The sequence below is a fragment of the Ruegeria sp. HKCCD7251 genome (assembly GCF_013031165.1).
Classification (GTDB): Bacteria; Pseudomonadota; Alphaproteobacteria; order Rhodobacterales; family Rhodobacteraceae; genus Ruegeria.
Genome location: NZ_WPZC01000001.1, coordinates 1114314 through 1134336, shown reverse-complemented (window position 1 = coordinate 1134336; position 20023 = coordinate 1114314). Strand labels below are relative to the sequence as shown.

19 protein-coding genes and 1 tRNA gene are annotated in these 20023 nt (G+C 57.1%); 6 read left to right on the top strand and 14 right to left on the bottom strand.

Annotated features, from left to right (window positions below):
* Window positions 1–53 precede the first annotated feature (53 nt).
* Together gltA and gltX are read right to left on the bottom strand one after the other, a co-directional pair.
* Window positions 54–1349: a citrate synthase gene (gene gltA / locus GOX75_RS05550; RefSeq protein ID WP_171121554.1), complete on the bottom strand. Its 1296-nt coding sequence runs from the start codon at window positions 1347–1349 to the stop codon at window positions 54–56.
* Between the two features lie 121 nt (window positions 1350–1470).
* Window positions 1471–2871 (bottom strand): glutamate--tRNA ligase, encoded by a 1401-nt coding sequence (gltX, locus tag GOX75_RS05545; protein ID WP_171121716.1) that lies wholly within the window; start codon window positions 2869–2871, stop codon window positions 1471–1473.
* Between the two features lie 78 nt (window positions 2872–2949).
* On the opposite strand from gltX, the gene GOX75_RS05540 reads away from it, so the two are divergent.
* Window positions 2950–4989, top strand: coding sequence for a ComEC/Rec2 family competence protein (locus tag GOX75_RS05540; protein ID WP_171121553.1), 2040 nt, complete (start codon window positions 2950–2952; stop codon window positions 4987–4989).
* Here GOX75_RS05540 and lexA read toward each other — a convergent pair.
* From lexA to GOX75_RS05510, 6 genes are all read right to left on the bottom strand, one after another.
* Window positions 4983–5681 (bottom strand): transcriptional repressor LexA, encoded by a 699-nt coding sequence (gene lexA / locus GOX75_RS05535; protein WP_171121552.1) that lies wholly within the window; start codon window positions 5679–5681, stop codon window positions 4983–4985. The genes GOX75_RS05540 and lexA overlap by 7 nt on opposite strands.
* 78 nt (window positions 5682–5759) lie before the next feature.
* Window positions 5760–6932, bottom strand: coding sequence for a gephyrin-like molybdotransferase Glp (glp, locus tag GOX75_RS05530; RefSeq protein WP_171121551.1), 1173 nt, complete (start codon window positions 6930–6932; stop codon window positions 5760–5762).
* Complete coding sequence (gene moaC / locus GOX75_RS05525) at window positions 6929–7402, bottom strand: cyclic pyranopterin monophosphate synthase MoaC (protein ID WP_171121550.1); 474 nt, start codon at window positions 7400–7402, stop codon at window positions 6929–6931. The genes glp and moaC overlap by 4 nt, the downstream gene beginning before the upstream one ends.
* The gene (gene trpC, locus GOX75_RS05520; protein ID WP_171121549.1) at window positions 7402–8214 is read right to left on the bottom strand and encodes an indole-3-glycerol phosphate synthase TrpC; all 813 of its coding nucleotides are present in this window, start codon (window positions 8212–8214) and stop codon (window positions 7402–7404) included. Before trpC ends, moaC begins: the two co-directional genes overlap by 1 nt.
* Window positions 8211–9230: an anthranilate phosphoribosyltransferase gene (gene trpD, locus GOX75_RS05515; RefSeq protein ID WP_171121548.1), complete on the bottom strand. Its 1020-nt coding sequence runs from the start codon at window positions 9228–9230 to the stop codon at window positions 8211–8213. Before trpD ends, trpC begins: the two co-directional genes overlap by 4 nt.
* Window positions 9227–9808: an aminodeoxychorismate/anthranilate synthase component II gene (locus GOX75_RS05510; protein WP_171121547.1), complete on the bottom strand. Its 582-nt coding sequence runs from the start codon at window positions 9806–9808 to the stop codon at window positions 9227–9229. The genes trpD and GOX75_RS05510 overlap by 4 nt, the downstream gene beginning before the upstream one ends.
* 132 nt (window positions 9809–9940) lie before the next feature.
* On the opposite strand from GOX75_RS05510, the gene GOX75_RS05505 reads away from it, so the two are divergent.
* Window positions 9941–11425, top strand: a complete 1485-nt coding sequence (locus GOX75_RS05505) for a divergent polysaccharide deacetylase family protein (protein WP_371808161.1) — start codon at window positions 9941–9943, stop codon at window positions 11423–11425.
* A 36-nt stretch (window positions 11426–11461) separates the two neighbouring features.
* On the opposite strand, the gene trpE is transcribed toward GOX75_RS05505, so the two are convergent.
* The 5 genes from trpE to fabI form a co-directional block, all read right to left on the bottom strand.
* Window positions 11462–12973, bottom strand: coding sequence for an anthranilate synthase component I (gene trpE / locus GOX75_RS05500; RefSeq protein ID WP_171121546.1), 1512 nt, complete (start codon window positions 12971–12973; stop codon window positions 11462–11464).
* An 11-nt stretch (window positions 12974–12984) separates the two neighbouring features.
* On the bottom strand, window positions 12985–14826 hold the full coding sequence (locus GOX75_RS05495; protein ID WP_171121545.1) for a peptidyl-prolyl cis-trans isomerase: 1842 nt from the start codon (window positions 14824–14826) through the stop codon (window positions 12985–12987).
* An 82-nt stretch (window positions 14827–14908) separates the two neighbouring features.
* A complete protein-coding gene (locus GOX75_RS05490; protein ID WP_171121544.1) occupies window positions 14909–16084 on the bottom strand; it encodes an aminotransferase in 1176 nt (391 codons plus the stop codon).
* A gap of 46 nt (window positions 16085–16130) precedes the next feature.
* Complete coding sequence (gene gpt / locus GOX75_RS05485; protein ID WP_170413262.1) at window positions 16131–16640, bottom strand: xanthine phosphoribosyltransferase; 510 nt, start codon at window positions 16638–16640, stop codon at window positions 16131–16133.
* 4 nt (window positions 16641–16644) lie between these two features.
* Window positions 16645–17451, bottom strand: coding sequence for an enoyl-ACP reductase FabI (gene fabI, locus GOX75_RS05480; RefSeq protein WP_171121543.1), 807 nt, complete (start codon window positions 17449–17451; stop codon window positions 16645–16647).
* A 135-nt stretch (window positions 17452–17586) separates the two neighbouring features.
* Between fabI and pdxH the strand changes: the two genes are divergently transcribed.
* From pdxH to GOX75_RS05460, 4 genes are all read left to right on the top strand, one after another.
* Window positions 17587–18192 (top strand): pyridoxamine 5'-phosphate oxidase, encoded by a 606-nt coding sequence (gene pdxH, locus GOX75_RS05475; protein ID WP_171121542.1) that lies wholly within the window; start codon window positions 17587–17589, stop codon window positions 18190–18192.
* Between the two features lie 121 nt (window positions 18193–18313).
* Entirely contained in the window at window positions 18314–18841 is a 528-nt protein-coding gene (locus GOX75_RS05470; RefSeq protein WP_171121541.1) for a cold shock domain-containing protein, read from the top strand.
* An 8-nt stretch (window positions 18842–18849) separates the two neighbouring features.
* Window positions 18850–19317: a DUF192 domain-containing protein gene (locus GOX75_RS05465; RefSeq protein WP_171121540.1), complete on the top strand. Its 468-nt coding sequence runs from the start codon at window positions 18850–18852 to the stop codon at window positions 19315–19317.
* A gap of 43 nt (window positions 19318–19360) precedes the next feature.
* Window positions 19361–19437: transfer RNA gene (locus tag GOX75_RS05460), tRNA-Pro, on the top strand.
* A gap of 7 nt (window positions 19438–19444) precedes the next feature.
* On the opposite strand, the gene GOX75_RS05455 is transcribed toward GOX75_RS05460, so the two are convergent.
* Entirely contained in the window at window positions 19445–19882 is a 438-nt protein-coding gene (locus tag GOX75_RS05455; protein WP_171121539.1) for a hypothetical protein, read from the bottom strand.
* Window positions 19883–20023: the final 141 nt, after the last annotated feature.

The following is a 20023-nucleotide window of genomic DNA, read 5'->3' as shown; positions in this document are numbered from 1 at the left end:
ATCAAAACCGCCCCGGAGTTCTGATCCGGGGCGGTTTGTTTTAGTCTGGCAAATCAGCGGTTTTCGATATCCACATAGTCGCGGTTGGTTTCACCCAAATACAACTGACGCGGACGGCCGATCTTGTTCTGCGGATCCGCGATCATCTCTTTCCACTGGCTGACCCAGCCAACGGTGCGCGACAAGGCAAAGATCGGGGTGAACATCGACGTCGGGAAGCCCATCGCCTCGAGGATGATGCCCGAGTAGAAGTCGACGTTCGGGAACAGTTTCTTCTCGGCGAAATACGGATCTTCCAGAGCCTGTTTTTCCAGCGCTTTGGCGACCTGCAGCTTCGGGTTGTCCTCGATGCCCAAGAGGTCCAGCACTTCGTCCGCCGACTGCTTCATCACTTTCGCACGGGGGTCGAAGTTCTTGTAAACCCGGTGGCCAAAGCCCATCAGACGGAACGGGTCGTTCTTGTCCTTCGCGCGGGTGATAAATTCGGGGATTCGATCAACGCTGCCGATCTCTTCCAGCATTTCCAGACAGGCCTGGTTCGCACCACCATGGGCCGGACCCCACAAACATGCGATGCCGGCCGCGATACAGGCGAACGGGTTCGCACCCGAGGACGAGGCCAAGCGCACGGTCGAGGTCGAGGCGTTCTGTTCGTGGTCCGCGTGCAGGGTGAAAATACGATCCATAGCACGGCTGAGGATCGGGTTGACCTCATATTCTTCCGCCGGAACGCTGAAACACATGCGCAGGAAGTTCGACGCATAGTCCAGATCGTTGCGCGGATACACGAAGGGCTGACCGGTGTGATACTTGAACGCCCACGCCGCAATCGTCGGCATCTTGGCGATCAGGCGGTGCGAGGCGACTTCGCGCTGATGCGGGTCCGAGATATCGGTCGAGTCGTGATAGAAGGCGGACATCGCACCAACTACGCCAACCATGATTGCCATCGGGTGCGCGTCACGGCGGAAGCCACGGTAGAAGTACTGCATCTGCTCGTGCAGCATAGTGTGGCGGGTGATCGTCGTCTCGAACTTTTCAAGAACGGGTGCTGTCGGCAGTTCTCCGTAAAGCAGCAGGTAGCACACCTCGAGGAAGTGAGACTTGCCAGCCAACTGGTCGATCGGATAGCCGCGGTGCAGCAGTTCACCCTTTTCACCGTCAATATAGGTGATGGTACTGTCGCAGCTCGCGGTTGAGGTGAAACCGGGGTCATACGTGAACACACCCGCCTGCCCATACAGTTTGCGGATGTCGATTACGTCAGGACCGGCGGTCGGCGAATGAACCGGCAACTCGTACGTTTCACCATGGACTGTCAGAGTGGCTGATTTATTGCTGTCGGTCATAGTGTCCCTTCCTCATTCATGCGCAAGTCGGATCGCTGTCCGAACTTACGGGCAACGGATGCGCGCAGACGCGCAGTCCGGGTGTTAGCGGAGCAGCGTTACCCAAATGTGAAGCTTTGGCTTAACTTGCTGCATCAGAAAGCCGTGCAAGGGTTTCTTCTCGCCCCAACACAAGCATCATGTCAAAGACCGAAGGTGTCACAGCCCGACCCGCCAATGCCGCCCGCAAGGGTCCAGCCAGCTTGCCGAACTTCAGCCCATTCGCTTCCGCAAAGGAATTCAGGGCATCCTCCAGTTCGTTTCGCGACCAGCTAACATTTTGCAACTGCGGCGTCAATTCATTCAGTATACCATCGGATACAGAGTTAAGGGCTTTTTGGGCTTTCTCATCTGGTTGAATGGGGCGGGATGCCAATACAAACTGCGCTTTTTCAAGGAGTTCAGGAAAGGTGCGGGCCCGATCCTTGAGGCAATACATCGCACGTTGTAGATCACTGGATTGTGTGTCGCTGAGAGCAGGCAATCCAGCCGCGGCAAGATAGGCTTCGATCTCTTGCCGCAATGCAGCATCATCTGCAACGGCTATGTGTTGGCCGCACAGGTTCTCGAGTTTTTTCAGATCGAAACGGGCCGGGCTTTTGCCGATTCCGTCAAGATCAAACCATTCTTTGGCCTGTTCGTCGGTAAAGAACTCATCGTCCCCATGGCTCCAACCCAGCCGCGCGAGGTAATTGCGCATCCCGGCAGCGGGGTAACCCATGGCTTGATATTCCTGCGCACCCAATGCGCCGTGGCGTTTGGACAGCTTCTTGCCGTCAGGTCCGTGGATCAGGGGGATGTGGGCCCAGACCGGTAAGTCCCATCCCATCGCCTCGTAAATCATCATCTGGCGCGCGGCGTTGTTCAGGTGGTCGTCGCCCCGGATCACATGGGTGACGCCCATGTCGTGATCGTCTACCACCACGGCCAACATATAGACCGGCGTCCCGTCCGAGCGCAGCAGGATCATGTCGTCCAACTGATCGTTGCGGATGGTTACTTCCCCCTGCACCTGATCGCGGATCACGGTTGCACCGTCTTGCGGGGCCTTGATGCGGATCACAAAGGGCGCGTCCGGGTGGGTCGCAGGATCTGCGTCGCGCCATGGGCTGCGGAACAAGGTGGACGTGCCCTCGGCGCGGGCCTGTTCACGGAACGCTGCAATCTCATCCTGGGTCGAAAAACATTTGTAAGCCTTACCCTCGGCCAGCAATTGACGGGCAACCTCGGCGTGGCGGTCGGCACCTTCGAATTGGCTGATCACGTCGCCATCATGATCCAGCCCCAGCCATGCCATGCCTTGCAAGATTGCCGCTGTCGCCTCGGGGGTCGAGCGTTCGCGGTCGGTGTCTTCGATCCGCAGCAGGAACTTACCACCACGTCCACGAGCATAAAGCCAGTTGAACAGCGCAGTACGCGCGCCGCCGATGTGCAAAAAGCCGGTGGGTGAAGGAGCGAAACGAGTGACGACCTGATCGGACATTGTGTGGATTAACCTTTTGGTAACCGTGTCGGGCATAGTTTAGCGCCTGTCTAACGAGCCGGAGGGACGGGGGCAACCATGCGTGTTCTGGCACGGGTCGAGGCGGCATTGCTGAACCAGACGGGCCATTTGTTCCAGTGGTCTCCAGTGTGTCTTGCCATTGGCATTGCGCTGTATTTCTCGCTCAGGCTTGAACCGGGATGGCACTTTTATGGAGCCCTATTGGGCGTCATCGCTGTGGGTGCGTGGGCTGTCAGACACTGGCGTTCGGTCTGGGTGTCCTTGGCGATTGGCGGTATGCTTGTCGCGGCTGGATTTGTTCTGGCAGGTGCGCGGGCGCACTCTGTAGCGGAACCGGTTCTTGGATGGCGGTACTATGGTCCGATCGAAGGGCGCGTGGTCGCAATTGATCGTTCCGCCTCTGACGCGCTCAGGTTGACACTTGATCAAGTGCGGCTGAATGATGTGCCGGAGGACTTGCGCCCCCAGCGGGTTCGCCTGTCTCTGCACGGCACGGATGTATCAGTGTCGCCGGGGCAAAGGATCATGACCACAGGTCACCTATCTCCTCCGCAAGGCCCGGTTGAACCGGGCGGCTTCGATTTTCGCCGTCACGCGTGGTTTCAGGGGCTCGGGGCTGTTGGGTATACCCGTGTTCCTGTTCTGACGGCTTCCGCTGCTAACGAAACTGGACTGCGTATTACCGCATGGCGCATGGTGATATCCAACCATGTTCGAACGAAACTACCGGGTGAGGTCGGAGGGTTCGCGGCCGCTGAGACCACTGGCGACCGCAGCGGCATGGGGCAAGAAACGCTGACAACCCTGCGCGCGTCCAACCTTGCCCATCTTCTTGCGATTTCTGGCCTGCACATGGGGCTTTTGACCGGGTTTGTATTTGTTGCCGGCCGGATCGCGCTGTCGGCGTTGCCCGTGATTTCCCTTAGGTGGCCGGTCCGTAAATTGGCGGCGGTTTGCGCATTGCTTGCGGCTGTCATCTATCTGATGTTGTCCGGCGGGAATGTCGCCACCGAACGCGCCTTTATCATGGCAAGTGTCATGCTGGTCGCCGTTCTGATCGACCGCCGCGCGATTTCTCTGCGCGCAGTTGCGGTTGCGGCCCTTATTGTCCTGTGTTTACGGCCGGAAACTCTGCTGAGTCCGGGTTTTCAGATGTCATTCGCAGCAACAACGGCCTTGGTCGCGGTGTTTGGTGAATTGCGTGACTATGGCCCTTTGCCAGGCCCGAAATGGTTCAAGCCTGTAATTGGCTTACTTTTGTCGTCTGCCATCGCCGGGTTGGCGACGGCTCCTATTGGCGCTGCGCATTTCAACAGTTTGTCGCACTATGGATTGTTGGCCAACATGCTGTCTGTTCCCGTGATGGGAACCGTAGTGGTTCCGTCGGCGGTGGTCGCCGCCTTGCTCGCACCCTTTGGTCTTGAGGGGGTGGCTTTGGGTGTAATGGGCCTTGGGCTTGAATGGATTCTGACAGTATCGGATTGGGTATCCGGATTGGATGGCGCGCAAAGTCACGTGGTCAGCCCGCCCTTCCATGTGTTGCCGATGTTCGCATTGGGCGCATTGTGGCTAGCGCTATGGCTTGGGTCCGCGCGGTGGATCGGTGGGGTGGTGGTCCTGGCCGCGTTCCTTCTTTGGGGGCAGGGTGATCGCCCCGAAGTCCTGGTCGCGGAATCCGGAGGTCTTGTTGGCGTCATGACGGACAAGGGCAGGGCGGTGAGCAAAAGGAAAGGCAGCGGTTTTGTCGCTACGGTCTGGTTAGAGAACGACGGGGATGGCGTGGATCAGATTCAATCGGCAGATCGCTGGCCTCAGGGTTCAGACTTGGTTCAACGCCATTTGTGGCGTGGCAAAGAGCTGATCCATATCACCGGCAAACGCGCCGCGCGCGCATTTGACGAATGTGCCGAGCATCAGATCATCATATCCGCTGTTTCTATGGAACTGCCGGGCAACTGCCAGATATTTGACCCTCAGCGCCTTTCGAAAACCGGGAGCCTTGCGCTCCATGGCAACACGTTCAGAACCAGCAGGGATGAAATTGGCAATAGACTGTGGTCCCCGATTGAGGACAAGGACCACAAGTTCGATCAGTAGCTGCGGATCAAACCAACCAGCCGGCCTTGGACCTTGACTTTTTCTTCGGGCAGGACGCGGGTTTCATAGGCGGGGTTGGCGGCCTCCAGTGCGATGGCGTGACCACGGCGGAAGAACCGCTTCAAAGTCGCCTCCTGATCTTCAACAAGGGCCACAACGATATCACCGTTATCCGCGACAGAGGTTTCTTTGATCACAACGACGTCGCCATCATTGATGCCCGCGTCGATCATCGAATCGCCACGCACCTCCAGCGCATAATGTTCGCCTTTGCCGGACACCATGCTGCCGGGGACAGCAACGCGATGCGACACATGGCTGATCGCTTCGATCGGCACACCGGCGGCGATACGGCCCATTACGGGCAGTTCCATGGCGTCGACCGTCACCGGTTCAAAATTCGCCGGTCTCGGACCTTGAGGTTTGTCGCCGTCAATCACGCGGGGTTTGAAAGCAACCGTTGGCTCACCGCCAAGACTTTCCGGTAGCTTGACGATTTCGATCGCACGAGCGCGATGCGCCAATCGACGAATAAACCCGCGTTCTTCAAGCGCGGTAATCAGTCGATGGATGCCTGACTTGGATCTGAGGTCCAATGCGGCCTTCATCTCGTCAAAACTGGGGGGAACACCATCCGCTTGCACGCGTTTGTGGATGAATTCCAACAAATCCAACTGCTTCTTGGTCAGCATTGCTCACACCTCGTCGGTCATGCGTTTTATTTTGTTCTACGCATGTTCACGTTTTGTGTCAATGGATTTGCGCGCCGTTCAGATTGGCAGGTACCTGACTATCTCTCCGGCAGCGCGTGCCGGATCATTGGGGTCGCGGACCAATAATGCGTTTGCATGGGCCAAGACACTAAGCAGCGAACTGTCCTGATCATCACAAGCCCGGATGCCGGTTTCGTCCAGAACCGCCCGCATGTAATGCTCGCGCGGGCCGTTCTCTGTTAATGGAGCTGTCAGCGCAGCGTTGCGGAAGGAGGGTACAGCCTGTTCAATCCCCAACATGCGGAAGACCATGGGAGCTAGGAACAAATACCCGCAAACCATTGCACTGACAGGATTCCCCGGAAGTCCAACCATTGGTTTGTCCCCCAACCGGCCAGCCATCAGAGGTTTCCCGGGTCGCATTCGGATTTTGTAAAAAGACCTCTCCATACCCAATCCGGTAGAGGCCTCTGAAACCAAATCATAATCCCCAACCGATGCCCCACCAATGGTGACAACTAGGTCAGCTCCCTGTGCGAGGCCAAAAGCGGCCTCCAGCGAAGAAATCGTATCGCGCGCAATGGGAAGGATTCTAACGTCCGCCCCAGCTTTTTCGAGCAACGCCTTGAGGCCAAAGGTATTTGACGCGATGATCTGATCCGGTCCAGGAACCTCACCCGGCATAACCAGCTCGTCTCCGGTCGAAATCAGCGCAACCGACGGTTTGCGCGCAACCGGGACCACTGCGACATTCATGGCGGCCATCAGCGCAAGGTCTTCGGGTCGCAAAAGCCGAGGCGACGTGATCTTGGTGCCAGCTTTGAAGTCCGCGCCAGACGGGCGGATGTTATCCTTGGCGCCGGGATTGTCGGTGATCGTAAGAAGATCTTCACGGCGTTCCGTATCTTCTTGAATTACAACGAAATCAGCACCTTCTGGAACCGGTGCGCCGGTAAAGATGCGCACGGCTTGTCCGGCACCGACTTGGCCCTCGTACCGGCGTCCGGCAGCGGATTCCCCCACGATCTTGAACATCGCGTGCGGTTCCACTTCGGACGATTTGACCGCATATCCATCCATGGATGAGGCCGCAAAGGGCGGCTGATCCCGCGTTGCGGCGATATCCTGCGCCAACACACGTCCATCGGCCTGAGCCAGCGGAACCGTTTCGATGGGCTGTTGTTCGACCAGATCGAAAAGCATTGCTCGCGCGTCTTCAACCGTAATCATGACGCCTCATAACGTCCTGATTTGCCGCCATCTTTCAGGATAACACGAATGCCGCCAATTTCCATCGCTTTGTCCACGGCTTTGGTCATGTCGTAAACCGTCAGCGCAGCGGTTGATACTGCCGTAAGCGCCTCCATCTCCACTCCGGTTTGTCCGGATGTTTTGACGGTGGCCTCCATTTGAACTCCAGGTAGATCGGGATCCAACGTCAGTTCAACGGCCACCTTCGTCACAGGCAAGGGATGGCACAAAGGAATTAGGTCTGGCGTTTTCTTCGCCCCCATAATCCCCGCCAATCGAGCGATACCAAGCACATCCCCTTTTTTTGCGCGACCTTCGGATATTAAATCAAAGGTTTCCTGCGCCATCTTGATGTGTCCTGCGGCAACGGCAACGCGGTCGGTTACAGCCTTGTCCGAGACGTCAACCATATGGGCCTGACCCTGGGCATCAAAATGCGTCAAAGGCATCACATCACTCCGGGTATCAGTGGGTTCGCCAACAGGGTGCGCGTGGCAAGCGCAACGTCGTCTTGTCGCATCAGGCTTTCACCAATCAGGAAACTGCGCGCGCCATAGCGGGCGATATCCGCTAGGTCTTCCGGGTTGCTGAGGCCACTCTCACACACGATCGTCCGATCTGCCGGTACCAGCTTGGACAGGCGTCTTGTCGTATCAAGAGTGGTTTCGAACGTCTTGAGATTGCGGTTGTTTATTCCAATCAGCGGGCTTTTCAATTTGGTCGCGCGTTCCAACTCGGCTTCATCGTGAACTTCGATCAAAACGTCCATGTCCCAATCAAAAGCTGTCTGCTCAAGCTCGGCGGCTTGTTCGTCCTCGACCGAGGCCATTATGATCAGGATACAGTCTGCGCCCAAAGCACGGGTTTCGACGACCTGATATGGATCATACATGAAGTCTTTGCGTAGCGCGGGTAACCCACAAGCCTCACGCGCTTGGGTCAGGTATTCTTTGGCACCCTGAAAGCTGGGTGTGTCTGTTAGAACGGAAAGGCAAGCTGCACCGCCTTCCTCATAGGCTTGCGCAAGTAGAGGCGGGTTAAAATCAGCACGGATCAAGCCCTTGGACGGGCTGGCTTTCTTGACTTCTGCAATCAGCCCATAGCCCTGACGCGCCGCGGTTTGGAGTGCTTTTGCAAAACCGCGAACTTCCGGGGCGGACCTGGCCTCACTCTCTAATGTTTCCAGTGACTTGTGTGTCTTATCTGAAGCAACTTCCTCAAGCTTGTAAGCCTTGATCTTGTCCAGTACCGTCTCGGTCATGCGGCCTCCTGAGTGATGCGGGCCAGTACCGCTATTTTTTCTTTGGCGCGCCCGCTGTCGATGCTTTCGGCAGCTTTGGCAACGCCTTCTTTCAAGTCGCCAGCCGCATCCGCCACAACCAGCGCAGCGGCGGCGTTCAGCAATACCGCGTCACGATAGGCTGACGGCGCACCGTCCAGAAGGGCACGAAAAGCGACGGCGTTTTCTTCGGGGGTGCCGCCGATAATATCTTCGAAAGGATGAACCGGCAGTCCGGCATCTTCGGGATGAAGCTCAACTTCTTTGATTACGCCGTCTTCGACTGAGGCAACCCAGCTCACGCCAGTAATGGTCAGTTCATCGGTTCCGTCAGAGCCATGGACCAACCAGGCGTGCTCTGATCCCAACAAACCCAGGGTTTCGGCCATGGGGCGGATCAATTCGCGGCTGAAAGCACCGGTCAGTTGCCGTTTGACCCCTGCAGGATTGGTCAGCGGCCCCAGAATGTTGAATATCGTCCGTGTTCCCAGCTCTTGGCGGGTGGGCATGACATGCGCGATTGCGGGATGATGCATCGGGGCCATCATGAAACCAATACCGGCCTCTTCCAAAGCCTTTTCAACGGTTTGTGGACCGACCATAACGTTGATGCCCAGTTGTCCAAGCGCATCGGCCGCGCCAGACTTTGAACTGAGATTGCGGTTGCCGTGCTTGGCGACCGTGACACCGGCACCTGCGACGACAAACGCAGTCGCGGTCGATATGTTCAGCGTCCCTTTGCCGTCACCCCCGGTTCCAACGATATCCATGGCGCCCGCCGGGGCTTTAACGGCATTGCATTTTGCGCGCATCACAGCGGCGGCTGCCGCGTATTCCTCAACGGTTTCACCCCGTGTACGCATGGCCATTAGCAGCCCACCGATCTGGCTGGGGGTGGCTGCACCGTCAAATAGGATGCCAAAGGCTTGTTCTGCTTCGGCACGGGACAAGGGCCGGTCGGCTGCGGCACCGATCAGCGGTTTAAGGGCGTCGCTCATGCAGGGACTTTCATTTCAGTCAGGAAATTCTTGAGCATGGCATGACCGTGCTCGGAAGCGATGGATTCGGGGTGGAACTGAACCCCGTGGATCGGCAGTTCTTTGTGTTGCAGACCCATGATGGTGCCATCTTCCAATTCGGCGGTGACCTCAAGGCAATCGGGTAGTGTTTCCCGCTCTACGATCAGGGAATGATACCGCGTTGCTTCAAAAGGCGAGGGCAGACCCGCAAACAGGCCTTTGCCCGTATGGTGCATTGTGCCCATCTTGCCATGTACGATTTCATGACAGCGAACAACGTTTCCCCCAAAAGCCTGCCCGATTGTTTGATGCCCAAGGCAAACCCCCAACAGAGGTGTTCCGATTTCAGCCGCCGCTTCGGTCAGGGCAAGGCAAATTCCGGCCTGATCGGGATCACACGGTCCGGGGCTAAGAAGGATACCGGCCGGGTTCATGGCCATCGCTTCCTGCACGTTCAGTGCGTCGTTTCGGCGAATGACCATTTCAGCTCCAAGCTCGCCTAAATAATGGACGAGGTTGTAGGTGAACGAGTCATAGTTGTCGATGAGCAGCAGCATTTGGGCACTTGTCTCGGATTGGGCATTTCGGGCTGGTGATGCAGCCCCGAGCCGCGATATAATGTTTGCACATACATGCTCAGGCTTGCGGGGCAGCGTCAAGAGGACATCCCATTCTTGACGAACCGGCAGGTGAGTGCTGCGCAAGATGGCACACTGGCGGTCGAAGCAGGAATTAGACGAGAGGCAATTGTTATGGGCGGATTTATGGGTGGAATGATCGCAGGCGCGGTCGTTGTGTTACTGCTTGGTGCAGTTTTGTCCCTGAATACACCTTTGACCAGAAAACCCATTGTCGCCGAGGACGCTCCGGAACCGGCGCCGGTGGAATCAGTTTCAAGCGACTCGGAAGTGGAAGAAAGCGTCTCCGATGCCGGGCTTGTCAAAATTCCACCGCAAGACGCTGAACCGGCCGAGGAACAGGCCGATACATTAGCAGGTTTGGATGAGGCGGAAACCGCCACAGACACGCAGCCTCAGGTCAACGATACGGCGACTCAGGTGGAACAGGCGACACAGCCGACCGAAGCACAGGATGTGACCGTGTCGACCGAAGCGCCGATCGCGCCGCAAGCACCTGTACCGTTGCCAGATACGCCGTTGGAAGAAACGGGTCCGGAGGTGGCTGAACAGTCCCCTGAACCTCCTGCGCCTGTAGTGGAAGAGGCCGAAGTGGAAGAAATTCCTCAGGATCAGAGCGACGAAGTCGCAGATGCCGAAACGCTGGATCAGGACGAAACCCTTCCGCAGGACAACCCGATCGCAGTTGAAGGTGAGGAAGAGGTCGCGCCGGCCGAACTGCCGCGAATTGCGTCTGTTCCCCAGATCGGAGGAGAGCAGACTGATGCAAGCTCGAATTCGGTCGGCAAGCGGATTGTGCCCTTGACCGAGCGTGATGACGCACCGATTGTTGAATCGGCTGACGGAACCGTTGTTGCCACGGGAAAACCTATCGAAGCGTATTCGGCTGAGTTTGAAAATCCCGAAGCGAAACCCTTGATGTCCATCATTCTGATTGACGACGAAGGTGCGTTTGGTGCCGAAGCGTTGCAGGATTTCCCGTACCCAATCAGTTTTGCCATCAGCCCCGCTGATCCGGACGCTGCCGAAAAGATGGCTAAGCACCGTGCAGCAGGGTTCGAGGTATTGGCCATGGCAGATTTGCCCAAGGCGGCGAGCGCACAGGATGCCGAGGTCTCTTTGTCTGTATGGCTGGATATGCTGCCCGAAACCGTTGGTATTCTCGAAGGTGTTGAGACAGGAATTCAGGGCAACAGAAAACTCGCAGATCAGGTCGCTGCGATTGCAGGTGGCACAGGGCGTGGGTTGATTACGCAGGATAATGGTCTGAACACAGTGCAGAAACTGGCTGCGAGAAATGGTATCCCGTCGGGCGTGATCTTTCGTGACATAGATGGCGCCCGTCAGGACCCGAAAATCATGCGGCGTTTTCTGGATCAAGCGGCGTTTCGCGCTGGTCAGGAAGGAACCGTCGTTATGCTTGGCAGGTTGCGGCCTGACACGATCTCTGCCCTGCTGTTGTGGGGGCTGGAAGATCGCGGTGGTCGGGTCGCCATGGCGCCAATTTCAGCAGTCATGATGCAAGAAGTTCAATAACACTGTTGCGAGGCCAATCCGCGATTGGCCTCTGGCTTAACTGTTCCCGCTGCCCGTAAATCGCGCGGCATCTGCGGCTGCGCGCCTGATCGCGTTCGACTTGTGGACGGTCTCCATGAATTCAGCCTCGGGGTCGCTGTCGTAGACAACACCGCCGCCTGCCTGAATATAGAGTTTGTGGTCCTTTACGATCGCCGTTCTCAGCGCGATACACATATCCATGTCACCGCCTGCGCTGAAATACCCCACGCCGCCGCCGTAAATTCCGCGCTTTTCAGGCTCTAGCTCGTCGATGATTTCCATCGCCCGCACTTTGGGCGCGCCCGAGACCGTGCCAGCCGGCATTCCGGCAAAAAACGCGTCCAATGCGTCTTTGTCGTCGGCCAGTTCACCGACAACGTTCGATACGATGTGCATGACGTGGCTGTACCGTTCGATGATGAACTCTTCTGTCGGGCGCACAGTGCCGATCTTTGCGACCCGACCGGTATCGTTGCGACCCAGATCCAGAAGCATCAGGTGTTCAGCAAGCTCTTTCTTGTCGGCCAGCAGATCCACTTCGTTGGCCTTATCTTCTTCGGGGGTCGCGCCACGCGGACGGGTTCCGGCGATCGGGCGGATTGTAACCTCATCCCCGAATACCCTGACCAGAATCTCGGGGCTGGCACCAACAACCTGAAAACCACCGAAGTTGAAGTAGAACATGAAGGGCGACGGGTTTGTGCGCCGCAGGGACCGGTAAAGCGCAAAGGGAGGCAGCGGGAAATCCTGCGTCCAGCGTTGCGCGGGAACGACCTGAAAGATATCGCCTGCGCGGATATATTCCTTGGCCTTCTCAACGGCCTCCATATAGCCGGATTTGGTAAAGTTGGATACCGGCGCGGCGACCTCGGACGCATCCCCCAAATCGCGTGTTTCGGCAGGCATTGCGCGTTCAAGATCGCGCACCGCGTCCATAACGCGTTCTGCCGCCTGAGCGTAGGCCGCTTTTGCAGATTGTCCTTCGCTGACCCATGCAGGCGACACGACGGTTACCTCGCCCTTGACCCCGTCGAGCACAGCAACGACCGAAGGGCGCAGCATGACCGCATCCGGCAGGCCAAGCGGGTCTGGGTTCACATCCGGCAGATATTCGACCAGACGAACCATGTCATATCCAAGATACCCGAACAATCCAGCGGCGGCCTGCGGCAGGTCTTCGGGCAAGGCAATCCGACTTTCCGCCAACAGCGCCCGCAGGTTGTCCATTGGGTTGCCAGCTTGCGGGGTAAACGCTTCGGGATCGAACCGGGCCGAGAGGTTCAGGGCCGAGGTTTCGCCTTGGCACCGCCAGATCAGGTCAGGTTTCATACCGATGATCGAGTACCGTCCACGGACTTCGCCGCCAGTCACCGATTCCAGCATAAATGCATCTTTTTGCGCGCCGGTCAGCTTCAGCATCAGCGATACCGGAGTGTCCAGATCAGCGGCAAGACGCGTGTAAACGACCTGATTTTCACCCGCCTCGTAAGCGCGCGCGAAACTGTCGAATTCTGGGGTAAGGGCCATCTTTGGTCTCTTTAATAGCTCGCTTGCACGGCGTTCAGGGCACGTTGATCCACGACGGGGCGCGCGCGCACCTGTGCATCGCGGACGTAAACGTCGAAAATGTTCTGTGCCAGAGCTTGATTCAACTGTGCGGCCAATGCCTCTTGTGCTTGACGCAGCTCGTCAGTCTCATCTGGCGGCAACAGCTCATCCAGACGCACGATCAGGGCGGTTCCCGCGCCGGGAACTACCCGCAGTTCGCCCGGCTCCATCTCAAATACCTGCGTCATGAAGTCGGCAGGCACGTCATCAAGGAAGGCCGTGCGGGTAAGGGCATTTTCCACCCGGAACGGCAGGTCCGTGGCGGTAAAGTCGCCGTCTTCCTTCAGTTGTTCCAGAACCACGTTTGCCTGTTCTTCAAGGGCTTTGCCGGTTTCGGCCAGGGTCCACGCCATGGCCACGCGTTCGCGGGCTGTGTCCAGAGGTTCAGGTCGGCGGGGCAGCACTTCGTTCAGGCGCATCGCAAAGATCGAGCCATCTTCCAGAAAAGCAACCTCGGGGAAGTCACCGTCTTGAACTGCCTCGGCGGCGGCACGGAAACCTTCATAGGCGGCAACACCGTCTTCGCTCTGGCGTGTCCAGTCGATCTGGCCCAACTCCATCTCGGTTTCCGCGACCAGTTCTTCCAATGTGGCACCACCAGCCAGCAAGTCATTGATGTCTTCGGACTGTGCCTCGATCTGACGGCGGGCGCGGTCTGCTGCCAGTTCTTCATGCAGGATCGGGGCGGCGTCTTCAAACGAGGTGTTGTTTTCAGCAAGCGATCCGTTGATCCGGAACAAGGCAGGTCCGAAAACCGACGGCAAAGGTCCGACGACGGTATCCAGTTCTGCCGCGAAAACAGCGTCGGCGGCACCTTCCAGATCCTCACGGGTCACGTCGCCAAGGTCGACGTCGCTAAGTTCAAGCTCGCGGTCGCGAACAAGTTGCTCGAAAGACGTGCCGCCGACCTCAAGCTGCGCCATTGCGTCTTTTGCTTCTTCCTCGGACGGGAAGGGAAGGCGTTCGACCAAGCGGCGTTCGGGTTGCAAAAACTCAGCCGAGCGCTGGTCATACAGGCGGCGAACCGAATCCTCGTCAACCTCGACACTGTCCAACAGCATGTCAGGTGACAGGATTGCATAGGTTAGCTGCTTGGTGCGGGGCAGGGTGAATTGGTCGGAATTTTCATCATAGTACGCCTGCACCTGCGCGTCCGTCGGGTCGGCAACCGGCGTGGTCAGGGCATCAGGTGTCAGCGTAGCAACGGTAAAGCTGCGCCGTGCGCCGATGAAATCCGTCAGGACATCGGTCAGGGCCTGCGGCATCTCAATACCACCCATGATTGCGCCCTGTACGATGGTACGGGCCGATTCCTTGCGAAGGTCGGTCTCGAACTCTGTGTCGGTCATGCCGACCTGTTCTAGCTGGAACTGATAGGCCTCGCGGTCGAATGTGCCGTTGACACCCTGAAAGGCGGGGATCGCCAGAATTTCCTTTTGCAGGTTCTCGTCGCCGATCGAAATGCCAAGCAAGCCAACTTCGTTATCAATCGCGGCCAACGCGGTCAGGCGAGATAGGGCAAGCTGATCCAATCCGATCTCAATCGCTTGGGACATTTGCAGCGGTTGACCGGTCTGATTTTCGACGGCACGGATTTCTCGCTGAAGCTCACGCACATATTCGTTGACCGAGATATCCTCGTCGCCCACCTGCGCCACTGTCCGAACTGTTCCGGTCAGGCTGGTTGCTCCGAACCCTGCAAGACCCAGCATCAGAAGGCCCATCAATATCCAGACAAAGGTCTTCGAAAGGTTTTTCATGCCTGCGGCCATTTTGCCCTCTTTGTGCTTTGTGGCAGGTTACTGCCCCGTCGGTTGCGGCCCTGAATACGACGCGCACCGCCGGGGGGCAAGCTCAGAAGGAAAGGGTACGTAGCCGATCGAACAATTGTCCCAACCCGGTGCGATCCAGATTGGCGAATGCGATGCGTACCTGGCGTTTTCCTGCTGGGTCGCCCGTGGGCGTGAACATGGTGCCTGGCAGTAAAAGCACACCGGCCTCTGGCACCAGACGACGGGCCAGCTCGTCAGACGGAGTATCGAACGGATGCTCAAAATACGCGAAATAGGCCCCAAGCCCAAGCAGACGCCATCCCTTGTCCGTTAACACAGGCAGCAGTTCCTGAATGGCAGCGCGCCGGTCCAGAATTTCTTGTCTTTCACCCGCAAGCCATTCTGGAAGGTTCTTCATTCCCCAAAGTGCTGCGAACTGGCCGATCTGACCGGGGCAGATCGCAACGGTGTCCAGAAACTTTTCAATCTCAGCCAAAAGCGCGACATCGGTTGCGATTGCACCAACACGGTGGCCAGTCAGCCGGTAGGCTTTCGAGAACGAATAGAGATGCACCAGAGTTTTTTCCCACCCCGGCTGCTGAAACAAATCGTGCGGCGGCCCGCTGCGGCTGTCAAAGTCACGATAGGTTTCGTCCACGATAAACCGGATACCAGCGTCACGACATAGCTGGTAGAAGGCCAACACCAGATCGGCAGGGTATTCAACGCCGCCCGGATTGTTGGGAGTAACCAACGCAATTGCCCGGGTTTTATCGGTCAGCAGCGCTCGGGCCGCATCAGGGTCGGGCAGAAGGTCGTCGCCGGTCGGTAGGTCAACCGCACGCACGCCAGCCATATCCAGCCACATTTTGTGGTTGAAGTACCAAGGGGTTGGCAGGATAACCTCATCGTCTTGATCCGTGATCGCTGATATCACCGCTGAGAATGCCTGATTGCACCCCGAGGTTATTGCGACCTGATCCGGGTGAACCTTTGCATCGTAATGTGCGCTGATCTGGCCTGCCAGTTCATCTCGCAGGTTCCTATTGCCCAGCACCGGCCCATAAAGGTGGGCCGCATCTTCGGAAATCGCGAACTCTGCCATTGCCTGTCGCAGAGCCAGTGGCGGTGGATCAACCGGGGCTGCCTGACTGACGTTGATAAGCGGGCGATCTTCCGGGAATTCCACGCCGTCTAGCCAACGCCTCGCCTCCATCACCGGTGGCGCGAAGGTTGAGGCAGTGCGTGTCCGGGGCATTTGTATTCTCTGACCGTTGAAAAACTGAGTGTTATTGCTGTTGGCGTCAGTCGGTTCCTCGATAGGGTTCGACATATTGCAGGGCCATGTCCCACGGGAAGAAAATCCAGGTGTCCTGGCTGACTTCGGTGATGAAGGTGTCCACCATTGGCCGACCCTTGGGTTTGGCATAGACGGTCGCAAAATGGGCGTTGGGATACATCGCGCGTACCAGCTCCAGCGTTTTTCCACTGTCGACAAGATCGTCGATGATCAGAACGCCGGTTCCGTCGCCCATCAAATCCGCGTCCGGAGCCTTGAGCACTTCGGCCTCGCCTTGTTCCTGATGGTGATAGGACCGCACGCTGATGGTATCGACGGTTCGAATGTCGAGTTCACGGCTGACAATCATCGCAGGGGCCATGCCACCACGCGTGATGGCAACCACAGCGCGCCATGCGCCGTCGTCGGGGCCTTGCCCATCCAGACGCCACGCCAAAGCACGGGAATCGCGATGGATCTGATCCCAGCTGATGTGAAAACCTTTTTCGTGGGGCAGACGGTCCTTGGCGCTCATGCTGTTAACCCTTCTCAACGTCTGGCGCGTCGACAGCCTTCATGCCGACGATATGGTATCCCGAATCCACGTGCAGGTTTTCGCCGGTCACGCCGCTGCTGAGATCTGACAACAGGTAAAGGGCCGACTTGCCCACATCGTCGATTGTCACATTGCGGCGCAGGGGCGAGTTATACTCGTTCCACTTCATGATATAGCGGAAATCGCCGATGCCGCTGGCGGCCAGTGTCTTGATGGGGCCGGCCGAGATCGCGTTGATCCGGATGCCGTCCTTGCCAAGATCTTCGGCCAGGTACTTTACAGAAGCTTCCAGCGCAGCCTTTGCAACGCCCATGACATTGTAATGCGGCATAACCTGTTCGGCACCATAATATGTGAGGGTGACGGCGCTGCCGCCTTCAGACATCATCTTTTCGGCGCGCTGCATGACGGCAGTGAAGGAGTAGACCGAAACATCCATCGTCAGTTTGAAGTTTGCGCGCGATGTATCGACATAACGACCGCGCAGTTCGTTCTTGTCCGAGAACCCAATGGCGTGAACGACAAAGTCCAGCTTGCCCCACTTTTCCGACAGCGCCGTGAAAAGCCCGTCGATTGACTCTTCATCGCTGACGTCACAGGGCAGCACGATTTCGCTGCCGAGTTGCGCCGCCAAAGGGTCGACGCGTTTCTTCAGCGCGTCCCCTTGGTAGGAAAAAGCCAGCTCTGCTCCAGCTTCTGACAATGCACGGGCAATTCCCCAAGCGATTGATTTATCATTGGCCAGTCCCATGATGAGGCCGCGCTTTCCGGCCATCAACTGATTTGACATGTTCGGTTCTCCGCCTGTCTTCGCGTCATGTTGAGATGGTTTATGCCATTGGATGCGCGGCATCAAGGCCGCGCGCTCTTGCCCGAGGCGGGTTCTCGCCCTAGGGTGGAAGGCAAGAGTTTCCAGGGGATGGAAATGAACGAACGAGACGGCATTTTCGCCGGCACCGATCCGTTTGTTATCGCGGCGCGGTGGTTGGACGAGGCCAGGGATAGTGAACCGAACGATCCGAACGCGATTGCCTTGGCAACCGTGGATGATTCTGGTTTGCCGAACGTGCGCATGGTTCTGTTGAAAGAGATCGAACAGAACGCTTTTGTTTTCTATACAAACTATGAAAGCGCCAAAGCTGCTGAGCTCGACAGTGCTGGCAAAGCCGCATTTGTGATGCATTGGAAATCTTTGCGGCGTCAAATCCGAGTTCGTGGTACAATAACACGCGAGAGTGGGCCGCAGGCAGACGAATACTATGCGTCCCGTTCTTTAAAAAGCCGTTTGGGGGCCTGGGCATCGAAGCAGTCGCAGCCTCTGAGTAGTCGCGCGGCTTTGATGGCTGAGGTTGCCAAAGTAACGGCGAAACTGGGGCCGAATCCGCCGCGCCCTCCGTTCTGGGGTGGTTACAGGCTGGAGCCGGTCGAGATCGAGTTTTGGGCGGACGGAGCGTTTCGACTGCACGATCGGTTTCGATGGCAACGCGATCATTCGGGCTCGCCCTGGCAAATTCAAAGGCTAAATCCATGACGTTCGCGTATCGTGAAATGCAAGACTCGGAGAATAAAGGATTTTTTCGGCTTGAAATTGCGGGCCATTCCCATACACATCGAACTCTTAACGAAGTGCTAAAACTCGCGATGGAAACACTGTGCCAGAAGACCTGAACAGCATGTACCGCGTCCGTGGACACGTAAAATGGTTCGATCCCGCCAAGGGGTACGGATTCGTTGTGTCTGATGAGGGCGGTCCTGATATTCTGTTGCATGTAAATGTTTTGCGCAATTTCGGCCAAAGCTCGGTAGCTGACGGCGCGGGAATCGAGATTATGACGCATCGCACCGATCGTGGTGTTCAGGCGGTTGAAGTGGTCAGCGTCGACCCGCCGGTGCGTACCGACTCGATGATGCTTGCCGATTTTGCCGAGCTCGATCCAGTGGTGATCGCGCAAGCTCCGTTGGAAGCTGCGCGCGTGAAGTGGTTCGATAAGGGCAAAGGCTTTGGCTTTGCGAATGTCTTTGGGCGCGACGAAGATGTATTCCTTCACATCGAGGTTCTACGTCGATCCGGATTGGCTGATCTTCAGCCCGGAGAGGCGTTGGCGATGCGCGTTATCGACGGCAAGCGCGGGCGTATGGCGGCTCAGGTGCTGGCCTGGGAAGCGGCTTTGGACGAATAAGTCGGACAATGCTCAGGTTTCTCACGGTTCTTGCTTTTATCTCTCTGCTATGGACCGAAGATGCGCTGGCCGCGTGCCGTGCAGATCGCGTTAACCTGAAGAATGACAAGATGCAGGCGGGTTTTGATGTCGAACTCGCCATCACGCCGCAAGAGCGATCCCGCGGGTTGATGTTCCGAGAATCCCTGCCGACACGGTCGGGCATGCTTTTTGTTTTCGATCCTCCACAACCTGTTGTGTTCTGGATGAAGAACACACTGATTCCCCTCGATATCATTTTCATCGACCGGGCAGGTGTAATCACACACATTCATCAGGGCGCTGTTCCTGGCGATTTGACGCCGATTGAAGGCGGTGATTCCGTGTTTGCGGTGCTGGAAATCAATGCCGGGCTGTCTGCGCGGTATTCGATTACGCCGGGAACCGAGGTGCAGCACGAAATTTTTGCACAAGGTCCCGCAATTTGGCCCTGTTAGGGCTTTTCAAATCAGAAAGGCATCGTTAGGAAGGCGCACGGTCCGGGGCGTGGCGCAGTCTGGTAGCGCACCTGTTTTGGGTACAGGGGGTCGTAGGTTCGAATCCTGCCGCCCCGACCACTTCTTCTTAAATCGCTGGTGATCCACCCATAGCCTGATAAAGCGCTGTCAGCGCCTTATCCAGTGTTTCGCTTTCAACAGGGACCTGAACGGCAGGCCCTGTTCGTCGCGGTACGTCAAAATACAAATCAGCATCCACTCGGTACCCGGTTGAGTTCTTGGTCGATGTCAGCCGCATGACACTGGTGGGAAGATCCTGCGGGTAACCGTCGTAGTTGAGAATCAGGTAAGCCGTCGTATCCGGGGGCAGCAACTCGGAGCATTCAAAAACCCGATTCCCAAGCCGTTGAAACTGTTCGCCGGGTCCGTCGCATCCAATTTCAAAGGTTTTAAACAAGCGCTCTGGATAGTTTTCGAATTGCGCGCTGAGCGATGGAAGGGGCACATCTTGTGGTGCACAGGCCACGATCAGGCCAATCAGAGGAACCAATCCAAGCCATCTCATCAGACTGCTTGCCCAATTTTTGGCCTGCAAAAATTTTCGACCGAATTTTTCTTCATGACCGTCCTTGCACCGATTCTTTTTTGACACGGCAATCATAGCGCGGGTTTATCAAATGCCGATAACCATACGAGGCAACACAGT